This window comes from Kitasatospora sp. MMS16-BH015, assembly GCF_002943525.1.
Classification (GTDB): Bacteria; Actinomycetota; Actinomycetes; order Streptomycetales; family Streptomycetaceae; genus Kitasatospora.
Window position 1 is genome coordinate 3,999,440 of the sequence record NZ_CP025394.1, and the last position, 24,675, is coordinate 4,024,114.

Sequence of the window (24,675 nt, forward strand, 5' to 3'; positions counted from 1 at the left end):
ACCACCGACTCACTCCCGAGGAGACACCCCATGTCCGACACCATCACCGCCACCCCGCAGACCCCCGCCGAGATCCGCGACTGGCTGGCCCAGCGGGTCGGCTACTACCTCGAGCGCCCGGCCGCCGACATCGACGGCTCCGTCCCGCTCACCCAGTACGGCCTGGACTCGGTCTACGCCTTCGCGCTCTGCGGCGACATCGAGGACACCCTCGACCTGCCGGTCGACCCGACCCTGGTCTGGGACGTGGACACCGTGGACGCGCTCTCGGCCCACCTGGCCGAGCTGATCGCCGCCCGCTGAATGCGGAGAAGGGGCGCGGGCCCCTTGCGGGTCCCGCGCCCCTGGTGGAGCCGCGCGTCAGGAGACGAGCTGGTGCGGCATCACCGTCCGGACCTCGCCGGTGAGGATGCCCTCGTAGGTGCGGGTCAGCAGCCGGCCCGGCTCCACGCCGAGCTCGTCGGCCAGCAGCCGGCGGCCGTCCAGGTAGAGGTTCATCGCCTCGGCCTGGCGCTCGGAGCGGTAGAGCGCGGTCATCAGCAGGGCGCGGAAGCGCTCCCGCATCGGGTAGTGCGCGACCAGGCCGGTCAGCTCGGAGACCAGCTGGCGGTGGCGGCCGAGGATCAACTCGACCTCGATCCAGGCCTCCAGGGCCTCCAGCCGGGCCTCGTCGAGCTGCGGACGCTCGGCGAAGACCAGGTGGTCGGTCACGTCGGCGAGCGCCTCGCCGCGCCAGAGCGACAGCGCCGCGCGCAGCTGCTCGGAGGCGTACTCGTACCGCTGGGTGCGCAGCGCGCGCATGCCCTCCTGGGCGTGGCTGCCGAACTCGGTCAGGTCGCAGACCACGTCCTCGGCGATCAGCCGGTAGCCGGTGCGGATCCTGACCAGCGGCACGTCCGGTCCGAGGCGGCGCCGTAGTCTCGACGCGTAGGTGTGGATCTGCGCGCCGGCCGTGCTCGGCGGCGCGGTGTCCCAGAGCATGCGGCTCAGGTGCTCGTCCGAGAGCGTGCGGCCACCGGCCAGCACCAGCGAGGCGAACATCGTGCGCTGCTTGCTGCCGCTCAGCGTGTCTTCCTGCCCGTCGGTCCAGATGTGGACGGGGCCGAGGATTCGGAACTCCATGATCTTTCGTCTTCTCTCGCCGGGTGCCCTCGCAGAAGCTGCGCGGACTACTGTGTGGGGCCTTGCCAACCAGAGCCGGACAGGGCGGTCCCACCGGCTCCTTCGAGCCGGGTGGGGCGTGGGGGTCCCGCCGACGGAACAGAGACTATGAATCCTCTGCATCGGCTCGATATTGGCTCGATATCGACCCGCGCCAGCCCCCGGCAGTACCCTTCCCCGGCCCGTCCCCAGACCTCCCACCAGCACGATTGGTCGTGAGCATGTCCAAGACCCCGCCCTTCGACCCGCCGCTGCTCCGGGCCGCCCGGCTCAGGTTCCCGCTGCTCGGCTCCCCGCTGGTCAGATCCCGGCGGACGGTCGGCGGGGTGCTGATCGCGCTGGCCGTGCTGCTCGCCGGCTGGATCCTGCTGCTCGGCGCCCAGACCCGGGGGCAGGTGGAGGTCAGGAACTGGGGCGTGGTCTGGATCGGCATGGACCTCGCCCAGGTCGCCGGCCTGGCCGTCAGCGGCTACCTCCTGCTGCGGCGCTCCCGACTGGTCAGCCTCTCCGCGGCGGCCGCCGCGACGCTGCTGCTGCTCGACGCCTGGTTCGACGTCATGACGGCGGCGGGCGGCGCCGAGTGGTACACCGCCCTGGCGATGGCCCTCCTGGTGGAGCTGCCGGCGGCCTGCGGCCTCGCCCTGCTTTCCCGCATCGCCCTGGATTGGTGATCCCGCCCCCTGTTCGCACGCCTCCCCCCACCCGGCCCCCGGGATTCGCATCACCGCCGGAACCCCGACATAACGCCCGACATGCACATCCGGACGTGACTATTCCAGTACGGCAGGTAGTGTGATCTTCAACGGGGAAGCATGTTTGTCGATCAGGGGGGACTGATTGGACATCCAGGTTGAATTCGGGATCCTGGGGCCGCTATCGGCCGCAGTGGACGGCCGCCGGATCGGTGTGGGCGGCCCGAGGCAGCGGACGATCCTCGCGCTGCTCCTGCTGAGACCGGGCCGGGTCGTCTCGGTGGACGCCATGGTGGAGGCCGTCTGGCAGGGGGACCCGCCGGCCACCGCCCGCACCCAGGTCGCGATCTGCATCGGCGCACTCCGCAAGACCTTCAAGGCCGAGGGCTGCGGCGACGAGGTCATCGTCACCGCCCACCCCGGCTACCAGCTGAACCCCGCCGTCGTCCGGGTCGACCTGCTCGAACTCCAGGAGCTGACGGCCGCCGCCGACCAGGCCGTCGGACGCCGCCGGACGGCCGAGGCCGCGGCGCTGTACGAGCGCGCGCTCGGCCTCTGGCGCGGCCCGGTGCTGGCCGGCGTCACCGGCCGGGAGATCGAGGACGAGGCCGCCCGGCTCGAGGAGGTACGGCTGGCCGCCTTCGAGGGCGCCGCAGCCGTGCAGTTGACCCTCGGTCAGAACCACGAGGTGATCGGCCGGCTCACCCCGCTGGTGCAGGAGCACCCGCTGCGCGAGAACGCGCGCCACTCGCTGATGCTCGCCCAGTACCGCGCCGGCCGGCGGGCCGAGGCGATGGAGACCTTCCGGGACGGCCGCCGGCGGTTCATCGACGAGCTGGGCCTCGAACCGGGCGCCGCCCTCCAGCAGTTGCACGACGCGATCCTGCGGGACGACCCCTCGCTCACCCCGCCCGAGGCGCCCGCCGCCGAGCAGGCCGAGCCCGCCGAGCCCGCGGCCGCCGCGCCGGCGCCCGAAGGGCGGCCGACCCCCTCCTTCCTGCCGCCGAACGTGCCCGCCTTCACCGGCCGCGGCGCCGAGACGGCGGCGCTCGACCGGCTGATCGGCGACCGCTCCGACGACCAGCCGCCCGCCATCGCCTTCATCACCGGCGTCGCCGGGGTCGGCAAGACCGGGCTCGCGGTGAACTGGTCCCACCGGGTCGCCGGGCACTTCCCGGACGGCCGGCTCTTCGCCGACCTCTGCGGCCACGACGAGACGGACGAACCCACCGCCGCCGCCGACGTGCTGAGCCGCTTCCTGCGCGCCATGGGCGTGCCCGGCGAGCAGATCCCGGCCGAACTCGACGAGCGGATCTCGCTCTACCGCAGCGTGCTGGCCGACCGCCGGGTGCTGGTGGTGCTCGACAACGTCCGCACCATCGGCCAGATCCTGCCGCTGCTGCCCAACAACGGCCGCTGCTGCGTGGTGGTCACCAGCCGGGAGCCGCTGGAGCAGCTGATGCTCCGCTACGGCGCCGTACGGGTCCAACTCGGCGTGCTGCCACCGGCAGAGGCCGTCGAGCTGCTCGCCAGGATCGTGCCCGAGGGCCGGATCGAGGCCGACCCGGTGCAGGCCGCCCGGCTGGGCGAGCTCTGCGACCGGCTGCCGCTGGCCCTGCGGATCGCCGCCGCCCGGCTGGCCTCCAAGCCGCACTGGACGGTGAAGTACCTGGTCTCCCGGCTCGCCGACGAGCGCCGCCGGCTGGACGAGCTCAGCCAGGGCGAATCCCGGGTCCGCGCCAGCTTCGCGCTCAGCTACCGCTACCTGCCCAAGGACGCGGCCCGGCTCTACCGGCGGCTCGCCCTGGTCGACGTGCCCGACTTCACCCCCTGGGTGGGCGCGGCCCTGCTCGACGTCGACGCCTTCGAGGCCGAGCGGCTGATGGAGCAGCTGGTGGACGTCCAACTCCTCGAGGTGGTCGGCGGCGACACCACCGGCCAGCTGCGCTACCGGATGCAGAACCTGCTGCGGCTCTTCGCCAAGGAGCGGGTGCTGCAGGAGGAGAGCGAACGGGACCAGGCCGAGGGCCGCGACCGCGCGCTGCGCAGCTGGCTGACCGTCGCCGAGCAGGCGCACGCGCGCGAGTACGGCGGCCACTTCGGGATCGTCCACGGCGCCACCCCCCGCTACCCGGTCGAACCCGAGCTGGTCGAGGAGCTGATCGCCACCCCGCTGGACTGGTTCGAGGCCGAGCGGCTCTCGCTGATCGCGGTCATCGACCAGGCCGCCCGGCTCGGCCTGGACGACCTCGCCTGGGACCTCTGCATCTCCACCGTGGTGCTCTTCGAGACCCGCAACTACGTGGAGGACTGGGAGCTCTGCGCCGAACGGGCCCGCGCCGCCGCGCAGGGCACCGGCAACCTGCGCGGCCAGGCGGTGATGCTGGCCACCCTGGGGGCGGTGCGCACCCGGATGCTGCGCCTGGACGAGGCCGTCGCCTACCTGGACGCCTCGCTCGCCCTGTTCGAGCAGGTCGGCGAGGAGCACGGCCGGGCCATCGCGCTGCGCGCGCTGGCGATCATCGACCACACCAGGGGCGACCTGGCCACCTCCGGCCGGCGGCTGACCGAGGCCACGGAGCTCTTCCGCCAGGTCGGCGACCTCTCCTCGGAGGCGCACGCCCTCGGCTACCTGGCGCTGGCCGAGCTGGCCCAGGGCAGGCCGAAGGAGGCCGTCGAGATCAGCCTGGAGTCGATGCGGATCTCCCGCCTGATCGGCGAGACCCGGGGGGCGGCGCAGGCCGCGTACCGGCTCGGCCGGGCCTACCTGATGGACGGTCAGCCGGAGCTGGCGGAGGCCTCCTTCGCCGAGGCCGGCCGGATCGTCCGCGAGAAGGGCGACCGGCTCGGCACGGTCTACGCCCAACTCGGCCTGGGCGAGACCAGGTTGTCCATGGGCCTGGCCATCGAGGCGGAGGGCGACCTGCTGACGGCACTGGAGGTCGTGCGGCAGATCGACAACCCGCTGGCCGAGGGCCGGGTCCGCCACACGCTCGGCCTGGTCTGCCGCCGGCTCGGCCGGATCGCCGACGCCCGCGGTCACCTCGAGGCCGCCTGCGAGCTGTTCCGGCTGGCCGGCTCGGCCGCCCGCGAGCTCGCCGAACAGGACCTGGCCGAGCTCGACCCCACCCCCCGCAAGGAGCTGGCCGGCTGCTGAACCGCCCCTCCCGAGAGCCCCGTACCGGATGTCCGGTGCGGGGTTCTCGCGTTTCAGGAAATGACGAGAAAGTATGCGTGATCCATAGCGGATATATGTCTTCCTGCTAGATGTTTTGCATAGCTTGCATGACATCGAGAGCGAAGTCGAACGGCGGCTTCGCGGTCCGACGGATATTCCGAGTTACGGAGTCCCTCATGTCCCCAACCAGCACGGCCCCCCCATTCGCCGTGATATCCGGCGCCCAGGTGCACGGCGTCCTCGACGACCGGAAGAAGGAGGTGGTCGAGCTGGTCGAACAGGCCTACCGCATCCACGGCGAGGGCGACACCGTGAACCCGCCCTCGTACTTCCTGCGCTTCCCCGACCGCCCCAGCTCCCGGATCATCGCGCTGCCGGCCTCCATCGGCGGCGAGGTGCGGGTGGACGGGCTGAAGTGGATCTCCAGCTTCCCGGAGAACGTCGCGGCCGGGATCCCGCGCGCCTCGGCCGTCCTGATCCTCAACGACCACGAGACCGGCTACCCGCTGGCCTGCCTGGAGAGCTCCATCATCAGCGCCTCCCGGACGGCCGCCTCGGCCGCGCTGGCCGCCGACCGGCTCACCGCCGGCCAGGAGCGGCCGCGCCGGATCGGCTTCATCGGCGTCGGCCTGATCGCCCGCTACATCCACGCCTACCTGGCCGGCACGGACTGGACCTTCGACTCCGCCGGGGTCTTCGACCTCTCCGCCGAGCACGCGGAGGGCTTCGCCGGCTACCTGGCGGGCACCGACGGGGTCGGCGAGGTCACCGTGCACGAGAGCGCCGAGGCGCTCATCCGCAGCAGCGACCTGGTGGTCTTCGCCACCGTGGCCGGCGCCCCGCACATCCACGACCCCGAGTGGTTCTCGCACAACCCGCTGGTCCTGCACGTCTCGCTGCGCGACCTCGCCCCCGAGGTGGTGCTCGCGGCGACCAACATCGTCGACGACGTCGAGCACAGCCTGAAGGCCGACACCTCGCTCCACCTGGCCGAGCAGCAGACCGGCCACCGCGACTTCGTCGACGGCACGCTGTACGACGTGCTGACCGGCGCGGTCACCCCGGCGGCCGACCGCCCGGTGATCTTCTCGCCGTTCGGGCTCGGGGTGCTCGACCTGGCGGTCGGCAAGCACGTCTACGACTCCGTCCGCGCGGCCGGCGAGCTGGCCGTCGTCGAGGACTTCTTCCACGAGATGCGCAGATACGGCTGATCCGTGATGAGAACTCATCCAGTTGTGCCCGAATCCGGGAGGGACCGTGCCGATCATCTCGGCTCCGCAAGACTTCAGTGAGAACGAACTGTTCGTCGACCTGCGAGCCAGCGTCGGAATTCCGCTCTACCTCAAGTGCGAGGGGCTGAATTTCGCCGGGTCCATCAAGCAGAAGGCCGCCGTGTCGATGATCGAGGCGGCGGAGCGGGCCCAGCGCCTGAACTCCGACTCGATCCTGGTCGAGTCCTCCTCGGGGAACCTCGGCGTCGCGCTCAGCATGATCGCGGCCAGCAAGGGCTACGGCTTCCTCTGCGTGACCGACTCCCGCTGCAACCTCGCCACCCGGCGGCTGATGGAGGTCTTCGGCGCGCGGGTGCACACCGTGACCGAGCCGGATCCGGTGGACGGACTGCTCGGTGCCCGGATCAACTACGTCCGCCAGCTGGTGGCCGGTGACGACCGGTACGTCTGGCTCAACCAGTACCTCAACGCCAACAACTGGCGTGCCCACTACCGCTGGACGGCGCCCGCGATCGCCGCCCAGTTCCCCGACCTCGACGTGCTCTTCGTCGGCGCCGGCACCACCGGCACCCTGATGGGGTGCGCCCGCTGGTTCAAGGAGCACCGGCCGAAGGTGCGGATCGTCGCGGTGGACAGCGTCGGCTCGGTGATCTTCGGGGCCGACGCCGGCCCGCGCATGATCCCCGGCCTCGGCGCGGCCGTCCGCCCGGCGATGCTCGACGAGAAGTACGTGGACGAGGTCCGCTGGGTGCCGGAGGTCGACGCGGTGCGGATGTGCCACCGACTGGCCGCCCGCGGCTTCCTGTTCGGCGGATCAACCGGGACGGTCGTCGCGGGGGCGGCCGAATGGCTGGCCGATCACGACGCCTGGGACCTCACCGCCGCCGCCATCTCGCCCGACCTCGGCGAGCGGTACCTCGACACGGTCTACCAGAGCAACTGGGTGCAGGACATCTACGGCCCGCACGCCCTGCGGCAGACCGAGCTGGTCTGACCGGCCCGAGGCACGGCCCGTTGTCCCGCCCCGACGCACCAGCCCAGCCCAGCCCAGCCCAGAGCACGACGAGCCCGACCACGACGAGGGAGAGCACCGAGATGACCGCCGCGCTGCTGGAGAGCACGTCCGTCGAGAGCGGGCACCGCGCGCTGTTCGACCTGTTGACCGGGGCCGCCGCCGACCACCGGCTGATCGACCACCCGCCGGAGGGCCGCACCGACCTGGCGAGCGCGCTGCGCGGCCACCACGTGCGGCAGGCCGCGAAGTGCATCGTGGTGCGGGTGAAGCTGGACGGCAAGACCGTCCGGTACGCGCTCACCGTGGTCGCCGGCGACCGCCGGGTCGACTTCGACGCCGTCGCCCGGCTCTTCGGCGGCCGGCGGGCCGGCTTTGCGGACGGGCCCACCGCCGAGCGGCTGACCGGCTGCGTCAGCGGCTCGATCATCCCGTTCTCCTTCCACCGGGACCTTTTCCTGGTGGTGGATCCGGAGCTGCTCGCGCACGAGGAGATCTATTTCAACGCCGGCCGGCTGGACCAGTCGGTGGCGCTGGCCACGGTCGATTATCTGGAACTGGCCGCTCCACTTGTCGAGGAGGTGGCGGTCCGACAGATCCCGTCCGGCGAGCGCGAGTTCGACTCCCCGGCGGGGAGCCGGTCGCACCTCGCTGACCAGTGCTGATACCGCCGTTATCGACCTCGGGAGGGACCGAAAACGAAACGATAAAGGATCGAAGTCGGGGCTCCGTAGCTTCTTCCTCGTCAGCAGGAAACGCCACGCCTCGTCGAAAAAGGGTTGAGATGCGCCTCTCTGGTAGCAAGTTCGTCAAGCGGACCGTCGTCGCCGTGTTCGCCCTGACCGTCGCCTGCACCGCGGGCGCCGTCGAACTCGCCGGGAACCTCGACCACTCGGCCCGCTCCGCCGCCGTCATCCTGGCCGACGGCGACCCCACGCCGGCCCCGGCCGCCGCCCCGGTCGTGCCGGCCAACCAGGAATGGGGCCACTGATCCGCCCCGACCCACCAGGACAGAAGGCCGCCGCAGCCGAACCCCCGGGCTACGGCGGCCTTCGCCGCCCCCGGGCCACCACCCCCGCCACACAACCAAAAGGCCCAGGTCACGGACTACGTGACCTGGGCCTTCGCTGAGCCGCTTTCGGGATTCGAACCCGAGACCTACGCATTACGAGTGCGTTGCTCTGGCCAACTGAGCTAAAGCGGCAACCGCTGCACCGGGGGCACCACAGGGTGGAACCTCACTGGCAACGCGGGCCAGTCTACACGGCTTCCGCCGGTGATCCGTACCGGGTTGTCAGGCGGAGGAGACGGCGAGCTTCAGGGCGAAGCCGGCGAAGAGCATGGCGACTGCGCTGGTCAGCCCGGCGGAGAGGCGCTTGCGGCGACCGAAGGCGGCGGCCAGGGCGGTGCCGGTGAAGATCAGGGTGGTCAGGTAAAGGACGCTGAAGGTCTGGAGGATGCCGCCCAGGAGGATGAAGGAGAGGGCGGGCTTGGAGTACCCCGGGTCGACGAACTGGGTGAAGAAGGAGAGCAGGAAGAGGATGGCCTTCGGGTTGAGCAGGCTGATCGTGAGCGCCCGGCGGAACGGCCGCTCGACGGTGGCCGGCGGCTCCACGGGCGAGCCGGCGGCGGCTGCCGCCGCGGCGGCCCGCCGCTCGCGCCAGAGCTGCCGCGCCGCGCGCAGCATGCCGAACCCGATCCAGAGCAGGTAGGCCGCGCCGCCGAACTTCACCACGGCGAAGACCGCCGGGTTGGCCTTGAGCAGCGAGGTGGCGCCCAGGGCGGTGAGCGAGATCAGGATCGAGTCGCCGACGAAGACCCCGGCCGCGCCGCGGAAGGCGGTGCGGACGCCCCGCCGGGCGGCCACCGAGAGCACGTAGAGCGAGTTCGGGCCGGGCAGCAGGACGATCACCAGGGCGCCGAGGACGTAGGTCGCCAGGTCGTGGACTCCGAACACGGTGCAGCTCCTCAGCCGTCCTCAGTGCGATGGGCGGACCATCGTACATTCGGATGACCGATCGGTTGAACCACGAACAACCGAGCAGGTCAGGTCGGCCTACTTCGAGCAGCGCGTCCCCGTCGCGGGCGCGTCCCCGCCCAGCAGGTACCGGTTGACCGCCCCGTCCACGCACCCGTTGTGCCGCCCGTAGGCGGTGTGGCCGTCGCCGTCGTAGGTGAGCAGCCGCCCCGCCTCCAGCTGGGTGGCCAGCGCCTGGGCCCACGCGTACGGCGTGGCCGGGTCCCGGGTGGTGCCGACCACCACGATCGGCACCGAACCCGCCGCCCGCACGGTGTGCGCGGCCCCGGTCGGCTTGACCGGCCAGTACGCGCAGCCCAGCGCCATCCAGGCCATGTCCCGCCCGAAGTGCGGCGAGACGCCCTCGAAGGCGGGCACCGCCTGCCGCACCTCCTCCGGCCCGGCGAACGGCGCCGGCAGGTCGAGGCAGTTGACGGCCATGTTGGCGAACATCAGGTTCGGGTAGCTGCCGTCCACCGCGCGCTCGTAGTACGAGTCGGAGAGCCGGAGCAGCCCGCTCCCCTCCCCCGCCTTCGCGGTGGCCAGCGCGCTGCGCAGCTGCGGCCAGAGGAACTCCGCGTACATCGCCTGGATCACCCCGGTGGTGGCCTGCGACTCGGTCAGCCTGCGGTCGCCGTCGGTCGGCAGCGGGTGCGCGTCGATCTGCTTGAACAGCGCGTCCAGCTGCTGCCCGGCCTGCTCCACGGTGGAGCCGAGCGGGCAGTCGTCGTGGCTCACGCAGTCCTTGGCGAAGGCCGCCCAGGCGGTCTCGAAGCCGCCGGCCTGCGCCTTGTTGCCCGCGATCGCGTCCAGCGAGGGGTCCATCGCGCCGTCCAGCACCATCCGGCCGACCTTGCTCGGGAAGAGCCCGGCGTAGGTGGCGCCGAGGAAGGTGCCGTAGGACTTGCCCAGGTAGCGCAGCTTCTCGTCGCCGAGCAGCGCCCGCAGCACGTCCAGGTCGCGCGCCGACTCCACCGTGCTGACGTGCCCCAGGAAGGCCCCCGACTTCGCCTGGCAGGCCGCCGCGAACTCCTTGTCGGCGGCCACCAGCGCGTCCGTCTCGGCCTGGTCGTCGGGGGTGATGTCCACGGCGGTGTACGCGTCCATCCGGTCACCGCTCAGGCAGGTCACGGGGCTGCTCCGGCCGACCCCGCGCGGGTCGAGCCCGACCAGGTCGTACGCGGCGCGCACCCCCGCGTCGTACCCCTTGGCCACCGACTCCACGTAGTCCACGGCCGAACCGCCCGGGCCGCCCGGGTTGAGCACCAGGGAGCCGACCCGGGCGGCGGTGCCGGTGGACCGCTTGCGGACGGCGGTGAGGGTCAGGTCCGAGGCGGCCACCGGGTGGTCGTAGTCCAGCGGCACCTTGAACGTGGTGCACTCGAACTCGCCGTCGCAGGTCTGCCAGGCGAGCTTCTGCCCGTAATACGCCGCCAGCGCGGCGGCGGGCTGCGCCGGCAGCGGCTCCAGCGGGGCCACCCCGGGCACCAGCCCGTCCGCCGAGGACTTGGTCGAGGAGGGCGCCGTGCCGCCCCCGCCCGAACCCCCGGAACTGCACCCCGCCACCAGCAGCCCGGCCGCCGCCAACACCGCCGACACCCGCCGGACGGACCCCAACGGCCGGGCAGCACGCATCGCGGTTCTCTCCTCAAGCGTCGGGGGGCTGCCGGTCACCGACCGACAAGGGCTGAGCGTAACGCCCGGCCCACCGCTGCCCGCTGACCGGACCGCCCCGACACGGCAGATGGAGCACGCACCCCGCCGCGCGCCCCTCCCCCGCCGGATGCGCGCGCTCAGCCCGCCGGGTGGGCCAGACTCTCGGCCAGGTACTGCACCGCGACCCGCACCAGCCGCAGCCGCTCCCGCTCGGCCGAGTAGTCCTCCACCACCTCGGAGAGCTTCACCTGGGCCTGGGCCGCCCGGCCCTGGCCGGCCTTGAGCGCGGTCTGGAGGCGGTGCGCGGCCTCCTGCCCGTCCTTGTCCCGCTTGGCGGTGGCCAGCAGCAGCTTGGCCGGGTCGGTGCCCGGGGCCGCCGCGCCGGCCTGGGCCAGCGCCGCCGCGTCGAACCGCCCGGAGACGGCGGCCGCCGCGCCGTACAGGTCCGGCCGGGCCAGCGCCGCGGCGGCCGCGCAGGGCGCGCCGCCCTCCACCCCGAGCACGGCCCAGCCGCCCGGGCCGGCGGGCAGGGTCCGGAAGGCGGCGCCGACGGCGGCCCGCAACGCCGCGTCGTCGGCGATCGCCTGCGGCGCGGCGGCGACCAGGTCGCAGGGCTTCGCGGTACCGGTCGGCGACTCCGGCGCGACCACCACGAACGGCCGCGCCCGGCCCAGCTTCACGGCCGAGGCGACCCCGTCGAAGACGTCCGGCAGCTCGGTGTCGGCCGTGGTCCTGGCGCCGCCGGCGTGCAGCACGATCACCGGGAACCGCGCCTGCTGGTCCTCCTTGTACTGCGCGGGCAGCCAGACCCGCACGGCCCGGGGCCGCCCGTCCGGCCCGGCCACCGCGCCCTCGAGCAGCTCCCCGTCCGCCGGCTTCCCGACCGACTTGAACTGCACCGGCGCAGCGGCCGGGGCGCTCGGGGAGGCCACCGCCGAAGGCGCGGCCACCGCCACGGGCTTCACCGCGTCCACGGCCGGCACCGCGGCCCCGGGGGCGCTGCCCGGCCCGGCCGCCACCACCCGCGCCTCGGCGTCCCCCAGCACACCCCGCCCACCCAACGCCAGCGCCACCGTCAACGCGGTGACGCCCATCCCGCAGACCACCACGCCCCCGGCCCGCAGCAGCAACGGCCGCTGCTCGACCACCAGCTCGTAGGTCCGGGCGGCCTTCAGGTCCCGCCAGCGGAGCAGCACGCCCCGCGCCAGCCAGAGGCCGAGGAGGCCGGTCAGCAGCAGGGGCAGGACGAGGAGCGGACGGGGCATGGGGCGCACCACCTCGGGAGAACCGGCACCGGTCGGCCCCGGCGCACCGCGCCCGAACCTTGGCGTACTCGGTCCACAGGGTGCACAACGAACGCCCCGACACCGCTCGGGCTCCCGGAGGGGCGGCCCGGTTTCACTCGTACGAGTGGTCAACCGGTCGGCCGACCCACCCACCGACGCCCACCGATGCCCCACCCGATGCCCCGCTGCGGCCTCAACCGGCCCGGAGGGCCACCGTCATCGCCTCGACGGCCAGCAGCGGATCGACGTTCCGGTCCAGCGCGCGGCGGCAGGCCAGCACCGCCTCGATCCGGCGCAGGGTGTTCTCGGCCTGGCCGGAGCCGGCGACCCGGTCCAGCGCGGACCGCTGGTCCTCGTTGGCCAGCGCCCCGGTCGAACCCAGCTGGAGGGCCAGCACGTCCCGGTAGAAGCTCAGCAGGTCGAGCAGGGCGACGCCGAGGGTCTCCCGCCTGGTCCGGGTGGCGCGGCTCTTCTGCCGTTTCTCCAGCTCCTTGGCCGCCCCGGCCAGCCCGCGCGGGGCCCGGCTGCCCTCGACGGCGCCGTACGCGGCCCGCAGGTCCTCGGTCTCCTTGGCGTCCCGGGTCTCGGCCAGCGCCTCGGCGTCGGCCTTGGCGGTGTCGACCAGCCGCTGCGCGGCGGCCAGGCAGCCTCCGATGTCGGCCACCTCGAGCGGGATCCGCAGCACGTCCAGCCGCCGGGTACGGGCCTGCTCGTCCACGGCCAGCCGCCGCGCCCGGTCCACGTCACCCTGGCCGGCCAGCGCCGCCAGCCGGGCGGTGCCGGGCTCCACGCCGTCCCGCCGGACCAGCATGTCGGCCACGGCTTCGGCGGCGGGGGTGCGCAGCACCAGCAGACGGCAGCGGGAGCGGATGGTCGGCAGCACGTCCTGCACGGAGGGCGCGCAGAGCAGCCAGACCGTCCGGGGCGAGGGCTCCTCGACGCCCTTGAGCAGCGCGTTGGCGGCGGCCTCGGTGAGGCGGTGCGCGGCGTCCACCAGGATCACCGACCACTTGCCGCCGGTCGGGTAGCTCGCGGCCCGCAGCACCAGGTCGCGCATGTCGCCGACCCCGATCGAGAGGCCGTCCGTCCGGACGTACTTGACGTCGGCGTGGCTGCCCGAGAGCACGGTGTGGCAGCCCTCGCAGAACCCGCAGCCGGGCTCGCCGCCCAGCTCCAGATCAGGGCTGGTGCACTGCAGCGCGGCGGCGAAGGCCCGCGCGGCCGTGGTCTGACCGGCCCCGGGCGGGCCGGTGAAGAGCCAGGCGTGCGTCATCAGCGAGGCATTGCCACCGGGCGCCGCCCCACCCGTCACGGTGGCCCGGGCCGCCCGCGCGGCGGCCGTCAGCTGCTCGACCACCCGATCCTGCCCGACCAGGTCGTCCCACACACTCACGCCGCACTCCCGCCGATCGACCCGCGTCCGAGCCGAGCCTAACCCCGCCGGCCGACACCCCGGTCCCACCCGAGCCGCTAGGGACGGCGCCGCGCAGCGCTCCGCCGCCGACCGACCGCGCAGCCCTCCGCCGTCGGCCGCCGGTACGCCCGGCAGCCGGGCCACGCGGCCCACTGCCGACCCGCTGCCGATCCGCCCGGCGGCCGAGCCACGCGATCAGCAACCCACTGCCGAGCCGCTGCCGGCACGCCCCGCAGCCGAGCCACGCGGTCGGCGACCCGCCAGGGACCGTGCTACTTCCGCCCGCCCCAACGCTTGCGGCCCTTGCCGGGCGGCTCCTCCTCGCCGTCCCAGTCGGCCCACTCGTCCCGCGAACCGAGCAGCGTGTCGGTCAGGCTCGGCAGGTCGTCCAGCGGGGTCTCCTCGGCCCACTCCGGACGCGGCCGGGGCTCCACCACGGGCTCCACCACGGGCATCTCCCGGGTCTGCTCGGCCTCGCCCGGCCGCGTGCCCGACTCCTCCCGCCACAGGCCCTGCGGCACCCGGTCCTCCGGCGCCAGCGGCACCCGGGGCAGCACCGACGTCTCCGCCGCGTCGCCCTCGGGCTTCACCACGGGCAGCACCGCGGTCTCGTCAGCAGCGGCCCGGCCCTCCGACTTCACCACCGGCAGCACGGCCGTCTCGTCCGGCGCAGCACCCGTCACCCGGGGCAGCACCGAGGTCTCATCCGCCGAACCGGCCGACGCGCCCTGGCCCGCCTTGCCCACGCCACGCCGAGCGGATTCCGCGGCTGCCGCCTCCCTCGCTGCCGCCTTCTCCGCAGCCGCGACGGCGGCACGGCGGTCCTGCTCCGAGATCTCCCGGGTGGCCTGCTCGACGCCCTCGCCCTCGGCAGCCTCGCCCTGGGTGACCTTGCCCAGCTCCATCGTGGCCCCGGCCGCACCGGCCGCCTTCGTAGCGGCCTCCGCAGCCTCTGCGGCCTCCGCCGCCACCACCGCGGCCGCGGCCAGCCGCGCCGCCTCGGCGCGCTGCAGGGCCTCCTCGGCCCGGCGGCGCTGCTCGGCCCGCTGGATGTCCCGCTGCCGCTGCAGCTCGGCCTGCGCGGCGGCCTCCGCCGCCAGCCGGGCCTGCTCGGCCTCCTCGGCCTTCCGGCGGGCCTCCTCCGCGGCGCGGCGAGCAGCCTCCTGCTCGGCCTTCCGGGCGGCCTCCGCCTCGGCGGCGAGCCGGGCCTCCTCCGCGCGACGGGCGGCCTCCTCGGCGGCGACCCGACGGGCCTCCTCCGCGGCGAGCCGCTCCTTCTCAGCCTGCTCGGCCCGCAGCTCCTCCAGCAGGGCCTGCTGCTTGCGCGCGGCCTCCTCGGCCTCGGCCTTCTGCCGGGCCTCCTCGGCGGCGCGGCGCTCGGCCTCGGCCTTGGCCTGCCGCTCGGCCTCGACGAGGGCGGCCTTCTCCTTCTCGGAGAGCGGCAGCTCGCGGTCGAGCCGGTGGCGGATCGCGGTGGTGACGAAGGCGGGCTGCTGGCTGCCGTCCACCACCAGGTAGCGCGAGGGGTCGGCGGCGGCCAGCGCCAAGAAGCCGGCCCGCACCCGGGAGTGGAACTCGGTCGGCTCGGACTCCAGCCGGTCCAGCGCCTCGGTGAAGCGCTCGCGGGCCGCGTTCGGGTCCACGTCCAGCACCACGGTCAGGTCGGGGACGAGCCCACCGGTGGCCCAGCGCGAGATCCGGGCCACCTCGGTGGCGGCCAGGTCGCGCCCGGCGCCCTGGTAGGCGATCGAGGAGTCCATGTACCGGTCGGTGATCACCACGGCGCCGCGCGCGAGCGCGGGGCGGATGACGTTCTCGACGTGCTCGGCCCGGTCGGCGGCGTAGATCAGCGCCTCGGCCCGGTGCGAGAGCCCGGTGTTGCCCACGTCCAGGACGAGGGCCCGCAGCCGCTGCCCGATCGGGCTGCCGCCGGGCTCGCGGGTGAGCACCACCTCGTGGCCCTTGCCGCGGATCCACTCGGCGAGCGCGTTGGCCTGGGTGGACTTGCCGGCGCCGTCGCCGCCCTCCAGAGCGATGAAGAAGCCGGTGCCGGTCACCCGGTGCGGGGCCGGCTCGGCGCTGCCGCGCAGCGAACGGACCAGCTCCTGGCCCAGCGGCACGGTGCCCCGCTGGTCGTCGGTCTTGACCAGCACCAGGGCGGCCAGCGCGGTGGTCAGCAGACCGGCGGTGGCCACGGCCAGCGCCGCCCCGCCGTGGATGAAGGTGAACCCGCCCGGCTTGATCTCGCCGTAGCTCACCTGGCCGTACGCGGCGGCGATCAGCGGCATGCCGACCAGCGCGGCCCCGACCACCACCCGCAGCACGGCGTACAGGTGCTCGGTGACCTTGGGCAGCCGCAGCTCCTCGACCTCCTGGGCCAGCAGGGTGCGACCGGTGGCCACCACCACGCCGGCGGCGAGCCCGGCCAGCACGGTGAGCAGCAGGACGAGGACGAAGTCGAAGACCAGCCCGGCCAGGATCAGCGCGAGCCCGGCGGTGAGCAGGGCCAGCGCGAGCAGTCGGCGGCGGGAGAGGCCGGGCAGGGTGGCCCGGGTGATCCGGATGCCGATCGCGGGGGTGCCGGTGGCGGCCAGCACGAGCAGGGCGTAGCCGATCGGACCGGCCCGGTGGTCGACGGCGGTCAGCAGCCCGAGGGCGGCGACCCCGGCCATCGAGGCGTAGGCGGCGGCGACGGCGAAGGTGAAGTACGGGGCGGAGCCGGTGCGGCCCTTGCTGAAGGCGGGGCCGGGGGTGGCGTCGGTGGGGGCGCGCAGGCCCTGCAGCGGGGAGCGCGGGCCGGTGCGGACCTCGGCGGGCAGCTCCTGGAGGTAGACCAGCACGGCGGAGGCGGCGAACAGCACGGCCGCGCCCAGCCCGGCCACGGTCACCTGGTGGGCCCGCAGCCAGTGGCCGCCGAGGGCGGCGACGGTGTTGTTGACCAGGGTCAGGGCGGTCAGCACTACGGCGGCCAGCGGCAGCACGGCCCAGCCGGTGCGCTGCTCGACGGTGCGGACGGCGTCGAGGCTCGCGGCGGAGGGCCGCTGCTCGGCGGCCGGTGCGTACTGGTCGGCCACCGGGAGCAGGCCCGGTACGGCGGCGTCCTTGGCCAGCGCCCAGATCCGCTCGGCCGCACCGGCCACGAAGGCGGTGGCGAGCAGCGGGTAGACGGCGGAGCCGCCGGTCCAGGTGAGCCACCAGGGCGCGAGGCCGAGCAGCACGGCACGCAGCGCGTCCGCGCCGAACAGCACCCAGCGCCGGTCCAGCTTGCCGGCCACCAGTCCGTGCAGCGGGGTGAGCAGCGCGGCGCCGAAGATCAGGGTGGCGAGCAGCCTGGCGGCGAGCACGGCGGCCACGGCGAGCGCCTGCGCCCGGTACCCGTGCCCGAACAGGCCGGTCCCGAACGAAGCGGCCCAAGTCAGCGCGAGCAGCACCAGGGTGCCGAGCCGGTCACCGGTGCCGCCGACCAGCTGGGCCGTCCAGAGCCGCCGGTACGGGCGCTGACGGAGCAGCGCCCGGGCCCGCTCGCCCGGCGTACCGGCCGGGGCGACCTCGGGCAGCTCGGGTGCGCCGGTGCTCGTGGGGGTGGGCTGCTCCTCGCTCGTCATACCGTCAGGGTAGCGGTCGGCGCCTCCCGCAAAAGGAGGTCGGACCCTCCGGAACCCCGGTCATGACAGGGTTGTGACGCGTCAGGGGCCCGTACTCGCCCTCGAGTACGAGCCCCTGACGGGCACCGGCCTACGGCCGGCCGGTGTGAGCCACCGCTCAGCTCTCCTCGGCGGCCGTGGTGGCCTTCTCGGCCACCGCCTTCTTCGCCGCCGTCTTCTTGGTGGCCGTCTTCTTGGCCACGGTCTTCTTGGCGGCGGTCTTCTTCGCGGCGGTCTTCTTGGCCGCCGTCTTCTTGGCCGCCGTCCCGGTGGCGCCGGTCTCGCCCGCGGCTGCCTTGGCGGCCGTGGCCTTCTTGGCCGTGGTCTTCTTCGCGGGGGCCTTCTTGGCGGCCTTCTTCACCGGGCCGCGGGCGCGCTTCTCGGCCAGCAGCTCGTAGCCGCGCTCGGGCGTGATGGTCTCCACGTCGTCGTCCTTGCGGAGCGTCGCGTTGGTCTCGCCGTCGGTCACGTACGGGCCGAACCGGCCGTCCTTGACCACCACGGGCCGCTCGCTGACCGGGTCGGTGCCCAGCTCCTTGAGCGGCGGTGCGGCGGCGGCCCGGCCACGCTGCTTGGGCTGGGCGTAGATCGCCAGCGCCTCCTCCAGCGTGACGGTGAACATCTGCTCCTCGCTGGTGAGCGAGCGGGAGTCGGTGCCGCGCTTGAGGTACGGGCCGTACCGGCCGTTCTGCGCGGTGATCTCGACGCCCTCGGGGTCGTTGCCGACCACGCGGGGCAGCGAGAGCAGCTTGAGCGCGTCCTCGAGCGTGACGGTGTCCAGGGACATCGTCTTGAGCAGCGAGGCGGTGCGCGGCTTGACCGCGTTCTTGCCGGTCTTCGGGGTGCCCTCGGGGAGGATCTCGGTGACGTACGGGCCGTACCGGCCGTCCTTGGCCACCAGCGGGTTGCCGCTGACCGGGTCGGTACCCAGCTCGTAGTCGCCGCTGGGCTTGGCCAGCAGCTCCTCGGCGAGCTCGACGGTCAGCTCGTCCGGCGGCAGCTCGTCGGGGATGTCGGCGCGCTGACCGGGCTCGCCCTCGACGGCGGCGGCCTTCTCCACGTACGGGCCGTAGCGCCCGACCCGGAGCGTGATGTCCTCGCTCAGCGGGAAGGAGCTGATCTCGCGGGCGTCGATCGCGCCGAGGTCGGTGACGAGCTCCTTGAGGCCGCCCAGGTGGTCGCCGTCGCCGTTGCCGGCGTCGGCGGCGCCGCCGGTGGTGACGCCCTCGCCCTCGGCCTCGCCGAAGTAGAACCGCTTGAGCCACGGCACCGACTGCGCCTCACCCGCGGCGATCCGGTCGAGGTCGTCCTCCATCCGGGCGGTGAAGTCGTAGTCGACCAGGCGGCCGAAGTGCTTCTCCAGCAGGTTCACGACCGCGAACGAGAGGAAGGAGGGGACGAGGGCCGTCCCCTTCTTGAAGACGTACTTGCGGTTGATGATCGTGTCGATGATCGAGGCGTAGGTGGACGGGCGGCCGATCTCCCGGTCCTCCAGCTCCTTGACCAGGCTGGCCTCGGTGTACCGGGCCGGGGGCTTGGTCGCGTGGCCCTCGGGGTTGAGCTGCTCGGCGGCCAGCGGGTCGCCCTCGGCGACCTGGGGCAGCCGGCGCTCGCGGTCGTCCAGCTCGGCGTTCGGGTCGTCGGCGCCCTCCACGTAGGCCTTGAGGAAGCCGTGGAAGGTGATGATCTTGCCGCTCGCGGAGAACTCCACCGCCCGGCCGTCGGCCGAGGTGCCGCCGACCTTGACGGTGACGGACTGGCCGACGGCGTCCTTCATCTGCGAGGCGACGGTGCGCATCCAGATCAGCTCGTAGAGCTTGAACTCGTCGCCGCCCAGCGCGGTCTCGGCGGGGGTGCGGAAGCGGTCGCCGGAGGGGCGGATCGCCTCGTGCGCCTCCTGGGCGTTCTTGACCTTGCTCGCGTAGGTGCGCGGGGCGTCGGGCAGGTAGCTCGCGCCGTACAGCTGGGTGACCTGGGCGCGGGCGGCGGCGATCGCCGTCTCCGAGAGCGTGGTCGAGTCGGTACGCATGTAGGTGATGAAGCCGTTCTCGTACAGCTTCTGGGCCACCTGCATGGTCCGCTTGGCGCCGAAGCCCAGCTTGCGGCTGGCCTCCTGCTGCAGCGTGGTGGTGCGGAACGGCGCGTACGGCGAGCGGCGGTACGGCTTGGACTCGACGCTGCGGACGCTGAACGCGGTCTGCTCCAGGGCGGCGGCCAGCGCGCGGGCGGCCTGCTCGTCCAGGTGCAGGGTGTTGGCGGTCTTCAGCTGCCCGTCGGGGCCGAAGTCGCGACCGGAGGCGATCCGGCGGCCGTCGACGGTGGTCAGGCGGGCGGCGAAGCTCTCCGGGTTCGCGGCGTCGGCCGGGGTGCGGCCGGTGCCGAAGGTGCCCGTCAGGTCCCAGTACGAGGCGCTGCGGAAGGCGATCCGCTCGCGCTCCCGCTCGACCACCAGACGGGTGGCCACGGACTGGACGCGGCCGGCCGAGAGCTTCGGCATGACCTTCTTCCAGAGCACCGGCGAGACCTCGTAGCCGTAGAGGCGGTCGAGGATGCGGCGGGTCTCCTGGGCGTCGACCAGCTTCTGGTTGAGCTCGCGCGGGTTGGCGACGGCCTCCTGGATCGCGGCCTTGGTGATCTCGTGGAAGACCATCCGCTTGACCGGGACCTTGGGCTTGAGCACCTCCTGGAGGTGCCAGGCGATGGCCTCGCCCTCGCGGTCCTCATCGGTGGCGAGGAAGAGCTCGTCGGACTCCTTGAGCAGCGCCTTGAGCTTGGAGACCTGCGACTTCTTGTCCGCGTTCACCACGTAGATCGGGGCGAAGTCGTGGTCGACGTCCACGCCGAGACGGCGCACCTCGCCGGTGTACTGGTCCGGGACCTCGGCGGCCGTGCCGGGCAGGTCGCGGATGTGCCCGACGCTGGCCTCGACGACGTAACCGGGGCCGAGGTAGCCCTTGATCGTCTTGGCCTTGGCCGGCGACTCGACAATGACGAGTCGCTTGCCGTGCGCGGTCTCGCTGCTCGGGGACACCTTCGCTCTTCTCTCCCGGTCGTAACGTCTGCCGTAACGTCTGGCTGGCGGCGCGGTCGGCGACGGGGAGGCTTCCGCCCGACCCACCACCGATCGGAGCTGCCGCTGCGCGACGGCCCCACCAGCGGAGTGTGACCGTACCCTGGCCACCCTTGTCAAACGGACCGATCCGCCAATTTCACCGGCAAGGCCCACCCACGCCACTCGAACGGTAACCCGATGCCGCGCCTTTTCGCTGCGCGGACAGGGCGTTCACGCCCTACCTACCAGCCCGGGACACCCCGGACCAACCGATTTCGGCCGCCACTCTCCCCGGGCAAGGTTGCCTGCGGCTCTATCAGCTCCCGACCTCCCAGCTCAGCCCGACCACGGCCCTCGGCCCTCGCCGGAAACCGGAGCGCGCGCCTCCGACCCGCCCCCGAGCCGCCCGATCGGGCCCGTCGGACCCCGTCGGGCCCACCACATCCGGATGTCGCGACTCCGGACGGAGCTGCCAGCTGCTGCGTCGGCGGGTCTCACCGGTGGCCAGGGCGAGCTTCGGCGGTGACTCCCGTTGCCCGGCCTTGGCCAGGCACACCCGGGCTCGGCAAGGCCGGGCCCGGGCTTGGCCAGGAAATTACCCGGCGGAGCAGCAGACCGGGCGACCCCGACTCGGTCGGCCCCGTCCGAGGGGTACTCCCGCCGACGGGTACTCCCGCTAACGGGTGCTGCAGCCGAGGAGTGCTCCGGCCGACCGGGCCCCGGCTACTTGGCGAGGAAGGAGGAGAGCAGGCTCAGGCCGCCGGCGAGGGTGCTGGTGCCGAGCAGCGCCCAGAAGATGTCACTTGGTAGCGCGGAGATCGCCTCGCCGGTGGCGAGCACCACTCGGCTGGGCCGCCGGGCGTCATACGAGACCTGGACGATCGCGCCGGGCGCCAGCGTCACCGGACGGCGCAGCGAGGTGATCCCGCGCGGCCGGGCCAGCACCGACTCGCTCCGCGTCGCCTCCCCGGTGGCCGCCCCGGCGAGGCCCACCGACGGCAGGGTGGAGTAGCTCAGCAGCGGGGCACTGTCGAGCTCGCCGTACGGGTCGCCGTAGGGCTCGCCGTAGGGGTCACCATCGGCGACCACCCGGGCCGAGACCGAGACGCCGTGTCGGCGCAGGTGGTGGCGAAGGCGCAGTTCGAAGGCGCACCAGAGCAGCAGAGCGCCGCCGAAGAAGGTGAGAACCACTCCCGCGCTCATCGCCGTCGGCGTCTCCACCGCTCGTCTCCCTCGCTCGCCGTCCGGTGGTCACCGGACTGTCCACAGCCTTGTGGACGGAGCGTGACAGCCTGTGGACAACCAGGGACTGACGTTCGACGTACGTCAGGCATCGCCCTGGAGACCACCGGGTGAACTGGCTGCCCTCCGGCACCCCGCCACCTGCCTCCGACGGGTCTCACCGACCGGACTCCCGAGCCTTCGCCCCGCCTGCCCGGCCGCCCGGAATCCCGCCTCAGGCGCCGCCCCCGCCGTCTCACTGAGTGAGACGGCGGGGGCGGCGCCTGAGGCTACGGAGCGGCGCCGAAGCAGCCCGGGTCGGACGGTGTTCCTACCGAACCGGAGTGATGAACCCCTGCTCGGTCAGCATCCGCAACGACTCCGGCACCCTGTCCCGCAGCACCACGCGGTCCTCACCCAGCAGCTGGGCGATCGCGTCGACGATCTCCCCGGCGGAGAGCGTCCCGTCGCAGACCCCGACGAAGCCGGCTCCGACGGTGTCCACCTTGGTCGCCCGCCGCATGCCCCGGTTGTGACGGAGGATCACGTGCTCAGGGTCCTCCGCGCCGGGGGCGCCCACCTGCTCCTGCACCACCTCGTCGGCCAGCACGTACCGGGCGGCCAGCAGGCCGGCGTCGTCCTGGGCCCGCAGGAAGTCCTGCCGGTCGAACCAGCTCTCGATGTGCGGGCCCAGCGGCTGCTCCACCGAGTGCGGCCACTCCTCCACCCGCACGGTCGGCCGGTCCGCCCCACCGGCCCGCAGGGTGATCCAGCCGAAGCCGATGCCCTCCACCCGCGCCGCCTCGAAGGTGTCGAGCCACTCCTCGTACCGGGTCTGGTAGTCGGAACCGGGGCCACGGTGGTCGCCACCGTCCCGCAGCCACAACTCGACGTACTGGGCCACGTCCTGGACGTCACGCTGGACCACCCACGCGTCCAGCCCGGTGCCCGCCACCCAACCGGACAGCCGGTCCTGCCAGTCCTCGCCCTTGACGTGCTGCCAGTTGGCCAGCAGGTGGCAGTAGCCACCCGGCTCCAGGTGGGCCGCCGCGCCCCTGACCAGGCTCCGGGAGAGGTCGTCGCCCGCCATCCCGCCGTCGCGGTAGACGAACCGGCTTCCCGGCGAGATCACGAACGGCGGGTTCGAGACGATCAGGTCGAACTTCCGGTCCGCCACCGGCTCGAAGAGGCTCCCCTCTGCGAAGTCCGCGTTCTCGAAGCCCGAGAGCGCGAGAGTCAGCTTGGTGAAGTGCAGTGCCCGGGGGTTGAGGTCGGTCGCGGTGATCCGCTGGGCGTGCCGCGCCGCGTGGAGCGCCTGGACCCCGGACCCGGAACCGAGGTCGAGAGCCGCCCGGACCGGACGCCGCACCGCCAGGTTGGCGAGCGTGGTCGATGCCCCGCCGACCCCGAGCACCAGGTCCTTCCGGGCAACGCCCTCGGCGGTCTCACCGGAGCCGATGCCGCCGGCTCCGCCGACCGCGCACCCCAGGTCCGACACCACCCACGCCTCGGCGCTGGGAAGCCCTGCCACCTCGTTGGCGTACGGTCGGATGTCCACCGTGGCGCGCACCGCGTCGGTGGCCGCCTGCCCCGGCCCCGAGCCCCTGGTCAGCCAACCGTCCGCGAGGCAGTCCTCGATCGGGAGCGCTGCGGCCGCCGCCGCGTACGGGACGGCCTGCTGCAGCAGGAACAGCCACACCAGCGTCTCCAGCGGGCTCCCGCCCCGAGTGGCTCGCAGCGCGGGCACCGCCTCGCTGCGGGCCAGAGCGGCGTAAGCCGTCGGCCCGAGCAGGTCGAGGCAACCGTCGGCGGTGAAGGAGGCGGCGAGCAGCGACTCGCGGAGCTTCGCGAGGCGGGCGGGGTCAAGAACGGGGCTACTGGTCACCACCCCATTGTCCCGCCTGTCCCACTCCACCACCGCCGTCACCCGGCCAACCGTCGCTCAGCACTGCCGGGCAGCAACGCCGGGCAGCAACTCCGTCGCCCGGCCGATCACCGGTCAGCAGAGCCCAGCAGCAGCGGCTGCACAGGCCGTCTGCCGATCGGGTACCCCCACGCCCGGCCTCCGACACCGAGGTACTGAGGTGCTCGTCGGCGGCGGTCGGCGGTCGCGGGCTGAGTGGGGCTCAGCTCTGGGAAGGCGAAGCGGCCGGGGAGGAGGGTATGAGCGGCGCGGTGGAGCCGGGGGTGGCGGGAGCGGCCGGGGTGGAGGCTCCGGGGGCGGGCGTGCCTGGTGCGGCGGCCGGGGTGCCGGCGGCGCCGGATGCGGCGGGAACACCCGGTGTCGCGGTGGAGCCGGTGGCACCGCCGCCTGCCGACGCGCCCGCTGCGGGGCTGGCCGAGCTGATGGCGTGCTCCGACTTGCAGCCGGGCTGCTTCGCCATGGCCGTCGCCAGATCGCCGCTCTGGAGCTTGCCGAGGGCGTCCGTCGACTGCTGGGCGAGCCGCTGCACCTGGTCGCCGATGCTGCGCAGGCCGTCCGCGAAGCGGGCCTGGTCGTTGCTCGGGAGGGTGGTGAGCTTCTTCTGCACGTCCAGGTAGCCCTGGGCGGTCTGCTTCAGCTCGCCCACCGCGTCCTGCTGGAGCTTGGCGCCTTGGTCGATCTTGGGGGCGCCGGCCTTGTCGATCGCCTCGGCCAGCTTCTGGTCGGTATCGGCCAGGATCCCGAGATCGGTGGCGAGGCGCTTCTGGAGGTCGGCCGGGCCCTCCCCCTGCTTGACGGCGCCGGTGTCGGCCAGCGCCGTACGGGACTTGGCGATCGGGCTCTGCGCGGCACCGCAGACACTGGTCGCCCAGGAGTTCAGCTGGGCGGTGTTGTCGCTACCGCACGCGACAGCACCGAATGCCAGCAGCGCGCCCAGCGCGGGTACGGTCAGCAGTCGCTTGTTCACCGGAGAGCCCTTTCGGTTTCGGTTCGCAGTTGCGGTGCTCGACGTCCGTCGTCGATCACCGCACCGGTGCCGACCAGCGCCGTCGGCCACCGGCACCGACAGCGGCCGTCAGCTCCGGCCTTCGATCAGCGAACCTACACGCCCGCCAGAGCACCCCGCAGTCGTGCTGGAACGACAGTGGTGGCACCACCTCTCCCCTGCACCTGCCACCACCCCTGG

Annotated in this window: 17 protein-coding genes and 1 tRNA gene; 7 read left to right on the top strand and 11 right to left on the bottom strand. The window is 73.3% G+C overall.

Annotated features, from left to right (window positions below; translation table 11 throughout):
* Nucleotides 1-30 precede the first annotated feature (30 nt).
* Complete coding sequence (locus CFP65_RS17260; RefSeq protein WP_104816944.1) at nt 31-303, top strand: acyl carrier protein; 273 nt, start codon at nt 31-33, stop codon at nt 301-303.
* A 57-nt stretch (nt 304-360) separates the two neighbouring features.
* Here the strand turns inward: CFP65_RS17260 and CFP65_RS17265 are convergent, their stop codons facing one another.
* On the bottom strand, nt 361-1,122 hold the full coding sequence (locus CFP65_RS17265) for an AfsR/SARP family transcriptional regulator (RefSeq protein WP_104816945.1): 762 nt from the start codon (nt 1,120-1,122) through the stop codon (nt 361-363).
* Nucleotides 1,123-1,376: 254 nt separating this feature from the next.
* Between CFP65_RS17265 and CFP65_RS17270 the strand changes: the two genes are divergently transcribed.
* The 6 genes from CFP65_RS17270 (at nt 1,377) to CFP65_RS17295 (ending at nt 8,266) form a co-directional block, all read left to right on the top strand.
* The gene (locus CFP65_RS17270; RefSeq protein WP_217368167.1) at nt 1,377-1,832 is read left to right on the top strand and encodes a hypothetical protein; all 456 of its coding nucleotides are present in this window, start codon (nt 1,377-1,379) and stop codon (nt 1,830-1,832) included.
* Between the two features lie 166 nt (nt 1,833-1,998).
* Nucleotides 1,999-5,010 (top strand): AfsR/SARP family transcriptional regulator, encoded by a 3,012-nt coding sequence (locus CFP65_RS17275; RefSeq protein WP_104816947.1) that lies wholly within the window; start codon nt 1,999-2,001, stop codon nt 5,008-5,010.
* Nucleotides 5,011-5,207: 197 nt separating this feature from the next.
* Nucleotides 5,208-6,242, top strand: a complete 1,035-nt coding sequence (sbnB, locus tag CFP65_RS17280; protein ID WP_104816948.1) for a 2,3-diaminopropionate biosynthesis protein SbnB — start codon at nt 5,208-5,210, stop codon at nt 6,240-6,242.
* 46 nt (nt 6,243-6,288) lie between these two features.
* Entirely contained in the window at nt 6,289-7,257 is a 969-nt protein-coding gene (sbnA, locus tag CFP65_RS17285; RefSeq protein WP_104816949.1) for a 2,3-diaminopropionate biosynthesis protein SbnA, read from the top strand.
* A 101-nt stretch (nt 7,258-7,358) separates the two neighbouring features.
* Nucleotides 7,359-7,940 (top strand): YbaK/EbsC family protein, encoded by a 582-nt coding sequence (locus CFP65_RS17290; RefSeq protein WP_104816950.1) that lies wholly within the window; start codon nt 7,359-7,361, stop codon nt 7,938-7,940.
* A 119-nt stretch (nt 7,941-8,059) separates the two neighbouring features.
* Nucleotides 8,060-8,266: a hypothetical protein gene (locus CFP65_RS17295; RefSeq protein WP_104816951.1), complete on the top strand. Its 207-nt coding sequence runs from the start codon at nt 8,060-8,062 to the stop codon at nt 8,264-8,266.
* A 139-nt stretch (nt 8,267-8,405) separates the two neighbouring features.
* Here CFP65_RS17295 and CFP65_RS17300 read toward each other — a convergent pair.
* From CFP65_RS17300 to CFP65_RS17345, 10 genes are all read right to left on the bottom strand, one after another.
* A tRNA-Thr gene (locus tag CFP65_RS17300) sits at nt 8,406-8,479 on the bottom strand.
* A 90-nt stretch (nt 8,480-8,569) separates the two neighbouring features.
* A complete protein-coding gene (gene leuE / locus CFP65_RS17305; protein WP_104816952.1) occupies nt 8,570-9,232 on the bottom strand; it encodes a leucine efflux protein LeuE in 663 nt (220 codons plus the stop codon).
* Nucleotides 9,233-9,331: 99 nt separating this feature from the next.
* Complete coding sequence (locus CFP65_RS17310) at nt 9,332-10,927, bottom strand: alpha/beta hydrolase (RefSeq protein ID WP_104816953.1); 1,596 nt, start codon at nt 10,925-10,927, stop codon at nt 9,332-9,334.
* Nucleotides 10,928-11,085: 158 nt separating this feature from the next.
* Nucleotides 11,086-12,213, bottom strand: coding sequence for a hypothetical protein (locus tag CFP65_RS17315; protein WP_104816954.1), 1,128 nt, complete (start codon nt 12,211-12,213; stop codon nt 11,086-11,088).
* Between the two features lie 214 nt (nt 12,214-12,427).
* Nucleotides 12,428-13,627 carry a DNA polymerase III subunit delta' gene (locus tag CFP65_RS17320; RefSeq protein WP_104816955.1) on the bottom strand — a complete coding sequence of 400 codons (1,200 nt, stop codon included), beginning with the start codon at nt 13,625-13,627 and terminating at the stop codon, nt 12,428-12,430.
* 293 nt (nt 13,628-13,920) lie between these two features.
* The gene (gene tmk, locus CFP65_RS17325) at nt 13,921-17,253 is read right to left on the bottom strand and encodes a dTMP kinase (protein ID WP_104816956.1); all 3,333 of its coding nucleotides are present in this window, start codon (nt 17,251-17,253) and stop codon (nt 13,921-13,923) included.
* Between the two features lie 157 nt (nt 17,254-17,410).
* Complete coding sequence (topA, locus tag CFP65_RS17330) at nt 17,411-20,323, bottom strand: type I DNA topoisomerase (RefSeq protein ID WP_104816957.1); 2,913 nt, start codon at nt 20,321-20,323, stop codon at nt 17,411-17,413.
* 744 nt (nt 20,324-21,067) lie between these two features.
* Entirely contained in the window at nt 21,068-21,565 is a 498-nt protein-coding gene (locus CFP65_RS17335) for a DUF3592 domain-containing protein (protein WP_158702217.1), read from the bottom strand.
* Nucleotides 21,566-21,896: 331 nt separating this feature from the next.
* Nucleotides 21,897-23,450: a methyltransferase gene (locus CFP65_RS17340; RefSeq protein ID WP_104820943.1), complete on the bottom strand. Its 1,554-nt coding sequence runs from the start codon at nt 23,448-23,450 to the stop codon at nt 21,897-21,899.
* 241 nt (nt 23,451-23,691) lie between these two features.
* On the bottom strand, nt 23,692-24,456 hold the full coding sequence (locus CFP65_RS17345; RefSeq protein ID WP_104816959.1) for a hypothetical protein: 765 nt from the start codon (nt 24,454-24,456) through the stop codon (nt 23,692-23,694).
* Between the last annotated feature and the right edge of the window lie 219 nt (nt 24,457-24,675).

Bases quoted from the DNA above. Each gene is read 5' to 3' on its own strand.
- CFP65_RS17260 (WP_104816944.1), top strand. From the start codon at position 31: ATGTCCGACACCATCACCGCCACCCCGCAGACCCCCGCCGAGATCCGC.
- CFP65_RS17265 (WP_104816945.1), bottom strand. From the start codon at position 1,122: ATGGAGTTCCGAATCCTCGGCCCCGTCCACATCTGGACCGACGGGCAG.
- sbnB (WP_104816948.1), top strand. From the start codon at position 5,208: ATGTCCCCAACCAGCACGGCCCCCCCATTCGCCGTGATATCCGGCGCC.
- CFP65_RS17290 (WP_104816950.1), top strand. From the start codon at position 7,359: ATGACCGCCGCGCTGCTGGAGAGCACGTCCGTCGAGAGCGGGCACCGC.
- CFP65_RS17295 (WP_104816951.1), top strand. From the start codon at position 8,060: ATGCGCCTCTCTGGTAGCAAGTTCGTCAAGCGGACCGTCGTCGCCGTG.
- CFP65_RS17310 (WP_104816953.1), bottom strand. From the start codon at position 10,927: ATGCGTGCTGCCCGGCCGTTGGGGTCCGTCCGGCGGGTGTCGGCGGTG.
- CFP65_RS17315 (WP_104816954.1), bottom strand. From the start codon at position 12,213: ATGCCCCGTCCGCTCCTCGTCCTGCCCCTGCTGCTGACCGGCCTCCTC.
- tmk (WP_104816956.1), bottom strand. From the start codon at position 17,253: ATGACGAGCGAGGAGCAGCCCACCCCCACGAGCACCGGCGCACCCGAG.